Raw genomic sequence first — 7119 nt, forward strand, 5'->3', positions numbered from 1 at the left:
TTACTCACGGCCCAATTGGGCATTCATGGCATCGAACTGCTGCCCCAGGTAACTCATGGTCGAGTTCATCTGAGCAACCAGGGTATCCATCTGGGCGAACTGCTTGCGGTAGCGCGCCACGGTGGCATCAATACTGCTTTCCATGCGGTCGTAGCGATCGCTCAGGGAGTCGATGCGATTCTCGAGACCGCTGGTCGCGTTGCTCAGCAAGCCTCCCTCATTCAGCATGGCCGTGACGGAGGTCTCGATCATGTCCGCGAGCCCCTCCGTGGCATCGTCACCGCCAAAGAAGCGACTCAAGCTCTCGGGGGAGTCGGCAATGATGGTGTCGAGCTTCTCGCTATCGACTTCCAGGCTGCCATCGAGCTTGAGCTCGATGCCCACATCGGCGAGCCGTTGCAGGCCCTCGCCACCCAACGGGGTGCCCATGAGGTTGCGCAGCCGCGACTCCACGCCGCGCATGGTGCTATCGCCGAGCAGTTGTCCAGCCGTATTGGTCTCCTTGTTGTAGGAGGTCAGGGAGCCCATGGTCTCCTGCAAGGCGTTATAGGCATCGACGAACCCTCGGACATTCTTGGCAATCGCTGCACTGTCCTGGGAAACCGTGAAGGTTTCCTCCTCGTTACCGGTGGTTTTCTCCAGATTCAGAGTGACGCCCTGGATCGCCTCTTCGACCCGGTTGGATTGGCTGGAAATCGAGATCCCGTTGATGCTCAGCGCGGCATTCTTCGCCTCGGTCGTCTGCACCATGGTGCTGTCTTGCGCGTTGTGGGTCAGCAGGTCCTGCAGCCGGGCATCGCCGCTCGCCGTGACCGTCATCTGCGAGTCGATACCGGTATCCTTGGAGGTCAGCACCAGGCGATAGGGTTTGTCGCTTCCATCGTTGATGATCGAGGCGGTCACGCCGCCCTCCTGGGCATTGATGGCGTCCCGGATCGACTCCAGGGAACTCTCGTCCTCGGTGATATCGATGGCCAGGTTCTCGTCGCCGACCTGAATGCTCAGGCTGCCTCCACCGAGCTTGTCGGTTTTCTCCTGCATGCCGGTCGTGGCCAGGGAATGTGCCTGAGCCAGCTGCTCGACCTTGATCCTGTAGCTACCTGGTACCGCGCTGGAACCGGCTGCCGCCGTCATGCTGTCACCACTCATGCTGCTCTTGACGGCATGAAAGGTGTCGGCATCATTGAGCTTGGCAGCCGCTTCCTGAAACTTGTCCAGGGCCGACTCGAGCTTGCCGAACGCCGAGATCTTGGCCTGATAGCTCCTTTGCTGCTGAACGATTGGTGCCAGCTGCTGACGCTCCGCGGACTCGAGCTGATCGACCAGACCATTGAGGTCCATGCCCGACCCGATGCCCAATGAAGAAATGCTCGCCATGACGATCCCCTGAAATCCGTGTTCCTTTTTACCAGCCCCAGGAGGGATCATCGCTCCAAACAGACCGGCTATAGGCGTTCAATTCGACGTATCGGCATATGGACCGCGAACTTGAGGGTCGTGACTGGCAAGGCATGGTCAGGTAAGCCATCATGATCCCCCTCTGAACGGGTGCCCTCCAGTACCATCGGCCCCGCCCCAAGCCTCTTGACCCTCAAGGACATCGTCATGGACTCGACTACGCTTTTTTCCGACTACCATCGCTGGCAGCGCTTCCAGCACCAGGACCGGCTGGAGCGTGAACACGCCGCCGCCCTGCGCAAGCTGGCGGAGTTCCGTGCGATGGCGTCCCGGGTCACCGAGGGTTATCGCAGCATGGCGGACAAGGGCGCCAAGGAAGGCGCCTGTTACCGAACTCTCTTCCTGCGTGGCCGCGACAACGGCGAAGCGCTGGTCTGCGAGGGCTGGCTCTTCGTGCGCCGGGTGCTCGCCGAGGGTGGCACGACCCGGGTGCGCGCCACCCTGCTGGAGAGCTTCACCCTCGAAGAGGGCATCATCGAACCCGGCGACAAGCCGGCGGGAAAGATCACCCTGGAGATCTACGACGAGATCCTGATCAAGCGCAGCATGACGATGGGGTGTCGCATCGACCGGCACGACGACGAGCATGACACCCGCTTCGTGACCTTCCTCGACAGCGTGCGCGGTGACCTGAAGGAACATCTGAAATAAATGCCCATGCCATCGACAGTCCTGCGGCGGCACCCGCTCTTTTTCATCGCGCTGATGATTCTCGTGGCACTCAACCTGCGCCCCGCGCTTTCGTCGATGGCGCCACTGCTGATGCGCATACAGCAGGACCTGGGGCTTTCCGCCTCGGCTATCGGGGCGCTGACCACCCTGCCGGTGGTCTGTCTTGGGGCCTTCGCCCCCGTGGCGCTTCGCCTGTCCCGCCGCCTGGGGGCGGAACGGGCCTTGAGCCTGGGGTTGTTGCTGCTGACGATCGCATTGGTCCTGCGGGCCAACAGTTACACACCGCTGCTGTATCTCGGCACCCTGCTCGCCGGGGCCGCCATCGGCATCGCCGGGACACTCTTGCCGGGGCTGGTCAAGCGCGAGCTTCCGCAAGGAGCCGACGTGGTGACCGGCGTCTATACCATGGCGCTGTGCCTGGGCGGCGCCCTCGGCGCGGGGCTCACCGTGCCCCTGGCGGACCTGCTGGGTGACTGGCGGTTCGGCCTGGGCAGCTGGGCGGTGCTGGCCCTGATCGCCCTGCTGGCCTGGCGATCAAGCATGCCCCACCCACCACGGAGCACGCCAGACGACGTCCCGACACAGGGCGCCAGGCCGCAACTGATGCGCTCCCTTCTGGCCTGGCAGGTCACCGGGTACATGGGGTGCCAGTCGTCCCTGGCCTACATCATCTTCGGCTGGCTGCCGGTACTGCTGCAATATCGCGGCCTCGGGGAGAGCGAGGCGGGATGGTTGCTCGCCACCTCGATCACCTGCCAGCTGGCCACGGCACTGGGCGCCCCCTGGCTGGCGCGTCTGGGCCGTGACCAGCGACCGACCATCCTGGCGCTGATGACCCTGACCGCCTCGGGCATCGTGCTGTTGCTGGCGGCACCGCTTGCCTGGCGCTGGCTCGGCGCGGTACTGCTGGGCCTGGGCCAGGGCGGCAGCTTCAGCATGGCGCTGACCTTGATCGTCCTGCGCAGCAACACCCATGCCTTGGCGAGCCAGCTTTCCAGCATGGCGCAGGGGTTCGGTTATCTCCTGGCGGCTACCGGACCGCTACTGGTCGGCATCCTGCTGGAATACAGCCAAAACATGACGCTGCTGGTCGCCGTACTGCTGACCTACGTGACCCTGGCCGCCACCTTTGCGCTGCTGGCAGGGCGCCGGCGCCGACTCGATATCGACGACCAGGGCAGGCTGGTGACGGTACGCCATTGATTGCGAAGTGCCACGCCACGGCTCAGCCGGTTCGAAAGCATGCCAGGAAGCGGCGATGCTCCGCCTGAGCCGCATTCACCCCCTGGGCACGGAAGTGGATGTCATGGCCGGGCAGGCACTGCGCCAGCCGTGAGCAGGCCAATGGCGTCAACGCTCCCAGGCGCGGGTAGCCGCCGATGGTCTGGCGGTCGTTGAGCAGCACGATCGGCTGACCGTCCGGCGGCACCTGCACGGCACCGAGACCGATGCCCTCGGAAATCATGCTGGTCACGGCGCATTTCAGCACAGGGCCGGTGAGACGTACCCCCATGCGATCCGTGCGGTCATCGACCTGCCAGCCGCGATTGAAGACCTCGAACAGGCTAGTCCCGTCGAAGTCGGCGACCTGGGCCCCGGGCACCAGCGCCAGCCGCGGCGGCCGTATGTAATCCGGCCGTTCTTCGTCAGGTGGCGGCCTGGGCAGATCCCGACTCTTGCGACTTTCGCCCTGGAAGATCAGGGTATCGTCCTTCTGTAGCTTGCCGCCCCGGCCATCGTGGCCTCCCAGGCCTTCCCTGACGACACTCGAGACGCTGCCCAGTACCGGATCGGCAAGAAAGCCGCCCGGCACGGCCAGGTAGGCGCGCAGTCCCTGTCTCGGCGAGCCGAAACGCAGACGCTGGCCGGCACGCAGCTCGAAACGCGACCAGGGCTCGACAGGTTCGTCGTCCAGGGTAGCCTCGAGATCGGCCCCCGCCAGGGCAAGGCTGGTCTCGCCCTCGGCGATCAGGCTCAAGCCGCCGAAGGTGATTTCCAGGGCCGCCGCGCCCCAGGCATTGCCCAGCAGATGATTGGCCCAGGCCCAGCCATGCAGGTCCGCGGGGCCGCCCTGGGTCACCCCGAGACGCCTCACACCGAAGCGACCGGCATCCTGCAGCAGGGCCAGTGGGCCGGCACGCTCCACCCGCAACTGCACTTTTTCACCTTTGCCGGCCACACTCATGCACTCTTCCCGTTCGACGTTTTCCCTTTTGAATCAGGTTCCTCGACCGGGCTCGTGTCGCCGCCGGCCGCCTCGAAGCGATCGCGATCCACCGCCACGAAGCGTACCCGATCGCCGACACGCAGCAGGCTGAACCCCTCGCGATCACGGTCGAACAGGCGCGCACTGGTGCGCCCGATCAGGTTCCAGCCGCCGGGCGAGACCCGTGGATAGGCCGAGGTCTGGCGATTGGCGACCGCGACGCTGCCGGCCGGCACGCGCTTGCGCGGGGTGTCCAGGCGTGGCAATACCAGTTCGTCGGGCAGGCTCCCCATGAAGGCGAATCCCGGCGCGAAGCCCAGGGCGAAGACCCGATACTCGTGCCCGCTGTGCGCCTCGATGACCGCCTCCCGGGATAGCCCGCTCTCCTGCTGCAGCAGGGCAAGCTCCGGCCCCACGCTGTCGTCGTACCAGACCTCCAGCTCCTTGACGTTACCTGAAGCGCCTTCGCCAAGGCCCCCCTCCTCGTCCGGCTCGAGATCGGCAAGCACCGCCCCGAGACGCGAGCGGGCCTCGCCGGGCGTGAGGCGCCAAGGGTCGTAATGCACCAGCAGCGTGGTGTAGGACGGCACCAGATCGACCAGCGCCTCGCCAAACGCCGCTTCGCAGCGACGCAGCAACGCGGTGATCCAGGGCATGTTGGCCTCGTCGATGCGATCGAACAGCCTCACCATCCAGGCATCGACACCCGCCACCTCCAGGCGCGGCAACACCGGGACGAACGCCTTCTCGCCTCGCTGCCCGCTCATGCTTCTATCTGGGCGCTCATCCCGCATTCGCCAAGGGCCTGACGAATGGCCCTGACCGCGGCGATGGACTCGGGGTTGTCACCATGCACGCACAGCGTCTGAGCCTCCAGCACCAGTTCGCTGCCATCGCTGGCAGTGATCGGCTGGCCCTTGGCGATACGCAGGGCCTGATCGACGATCGTCCGGGGATCGTGATGGACCGCCCCGGACTTGCGCCGCGATACCAGCCTGCCCTCGCCGTCGTAGGCGCGATCGGCGAAGGCCTCGAACCACAGGGTGATCAGATGCCCATCGGCCAGCTCCCGCGCCGGGGCGGGATCGCGGGTCGCCATGACCATCAGCGGCAAGGCGGCATCGAAGGCCGCCACCGCACGCATCACCGCGGCCAGCTTGACGCTGTCGCGCATCATGTCGTTGTAGAGTGCGCCATGGGGCTTGACGTAGCGCAGCCGGGTGCCTTCCGCCTCGCACATGGCCGCCAGCGCCCCGATCTGGTAGAGCACCAGGTTCTCGATCTCTTCCGGCGAGCAATCCATGGAACGGCGTCCGAAGCCCACCAGGTCGGGGTAGGCAGGATGCGCCCCGACCGCGACATGATTCGTCACGGCCAGACGCACGGTGCGGCGCAGGGTGACCGGATCGGAGGCATGGAAACCGCAGGCCACGTTGGCCAGGTCGATGTAAGGCATGACGGCTTCATCGTTCCCCATCGTCCAGGCACCGAAGCTTTCGCCCACATCGGCATTCAGCAGCAAGGTTGGCATGGCATCCTCCCTCATTGGCCGTTGCTTTCGTTGACCGCCTTGATCGCCGCCCAGTCCACCTGCGGCCGCTGCAACCCATGACCGCCTCGATAGGGAGCAGGCGTCGGCGACGACCAGCCCTCGAGCAATGCATCATCCACAGCATAGACCTCCACCCCCAGCGGGTGACAGGTCTGGAGAGGATCGGCGGCCTCGGGCCCCCACAGATCGACCGAAAGATCGCCGCCGGGGCAGCAGGACATGGCGCAGAGCAGATCGATCTCGGCGAAGAATTCCAGGTAATCGCCCTTTCGCGCCGGGCAGGCCTTCATGAAGTACTGATCGTCGTCGTTCAGGCCGGTGCACTGGAAGACGTTGAGCACGTCGTGCACGTCCCGCTCGTCGAGACCGTGAGGCATCACCGCACGGACCAGATTGGAATGGCAGTGGAAATCGAAGTCCTCGCCGGTCAGCAACCGGTTCACGTAAGGGTCGCAACGGGTGCCGAGCAGATCGTGCACCCGCCCGCCTTCGGCGTCCATGCCGTAGTCCGCCAGGCTATCGTCGATGATGGTCGCCATGGGGCGAAGGTATGGCAGCGTCGACCAGAGCCGGTCGAAGGTCGAGACGTGGGCGCGCTGCAACTGGCGGGTGCGCGAGGCCCAGAAGCGTTCCCGAGGGTTGTGCAGGTTCCAGAGGTTGAGATCGCCGACCTGGGGGCCTTCGCTCACGACGATGCGAAAGACATGACCCGCGGGCACCTCCCAGGCCAGGCCATCGCGGATGGGCACCGTATGGCTGGCGATCAGATGGCGCGCCTCCTGTCGTTCGACAAATCGACGGTAGAAGGCCTGATCGATATCGAGTATCGATCCTTCGGCCGCCCGGTAGGCGGCAGCAACGTCGGTCATGGCGGCACTCCTTCGAAGACGGTCCCCATGCGCATCACACGGGTTGTGTTCTATGCTCATTGAAGTCGTACTTGTGTTGCCCGACAAGTGCGGGGGCCAGGATGAAGGCATGAGACAAACTGGGTGGTCTCGATAGATAAAATCACCGGAGTGGCAGGAGCCCGGTTTACCGGGCGATGAGGATGCTTTTTTATCGCTCGCTGAAGCGAGCTCCTACAAAAACCAGAGCCACCGGGGTAGTAGGAGCCCGGTTTACCGGGCGATAGTCGTGTCACCATCGCTCGCTGAAGCGAGCTCCCAAAAACCAGAGCCACCGGGGTGGTAGGAGCCCGGTTTACCGGGCGATAGTCGGGTCACCATCG

The 7119-nt window shown here is 64.8% G+C and carries 7 protein-coding genes; 2 read left to right on the top strand and 5 right to left on the bottom strand.

The annotated features are described in order from the left end of the window. A complete protein-coding gene (fliD, locus tag BUA41_RS14930; RefSeq protein WP_072824284.1) occupies positions 1-1377 on the bottom strand; it encodes a flagellar filament capping protein FliD in 1377 nt (458 codons plus the stop codon). A 228-nt stretch (positions 1378-1605) separates the two neighbouring features. Here fliD and BUA41_RS14935 point away from each other — a divergent pair, with 228 nt between their 5' ends. Together BUA41_RS14935 and BUA41_RS14940 are read left to right on the top strand one after the other, a co-directional pair. After that, positions 1606-2109, top strand: a complete 504-nt coding sequence (locus tag BUA41_RS14935) for a hypothetical protein (protein ID WP_072824285.1) — start codon at positions 1606-1608, stop codon at positions 2107-2109. A gap of 6 nt (positions 2110-2115) precedes the next feature. Continuing rightward, complete coding sequence (locus tag BUA41_RS14940; RefSeq protein ID WP_072824307.1) at positions 2116-3333, top strand: MFS transporter; 1218 nt, start codon at positions 2116-2118, stop codon at positions 3331-3333. Between the two features lie 22 nt (positions 3334-3355). Here BUA41_RS14940 and BUA41_RS14945 read toward each other — a convergent pair whose 3' ends face one another. From BUA41_RS14945 to BUA41_RS14960, 4 genes are read right to left on the bottom strand one after another with little or no spacing between them, the layout of a single operon-like run. Next, positions 3356-4315 (bottom strand): 5-oxoprolinase subunit C family protein, encoded by a 960-nt coding sequence (locus tag BUA41_RS14945; RefSeq protein WP_072824286.1) that lies wholly within the window; start codon positions 4313-4315, stop codon positions 3356-3358. Next, a complete protein-coding gene (locus tag BUA41_RS14950) occupies positions 4312-5103 on the bottom strand; it encodes a 5-oxoprolinase subunit B family protein (protein WP_217652832.1) in 792 nt (263 codons plus the stop codon). Before BUA41_RS14950 ends, BUA41_RS14945 begins: the two co-directional genes overlap by 4 nt. Then, positions 5100-5867, bottom strand: coding sequence for a 5-oxoprolinase subunit PxpA (locus BUA41_RS14955; protein WP_072824311.1), 768 nt, complete (start codon positions 5865-5867; stop codon positions 5100-5102). The genes BUA41_RS14950 and BUA41_RS14955 overlap by 4 nt, the downstream gene beginning before the upstream one ends. Before the next feature lie 11 nt (positions 5868-5878). Next, entirely contained in the window at positions 5879-6757 is an 879-nt protein-coding gene (locus tag BUA41_RS14960) for an urea carboxylase-associated family protein (RefSeq protein WP_072824288.1), read from the bottom strand. Between the last annotated feature and the right edge of the window lie 362 nt (positions 6758-7119).

The organism is Modicisalibacter ilicicola DSM 19980 (assembly GCF_900128925.1).
Lineage (GTDB): Bacteria > Pseudomonadota > Gammaproteobacteria > Pseudomonadales > Halomonadaceae > Modicisalibacter > Modicisalibacter ilicicola.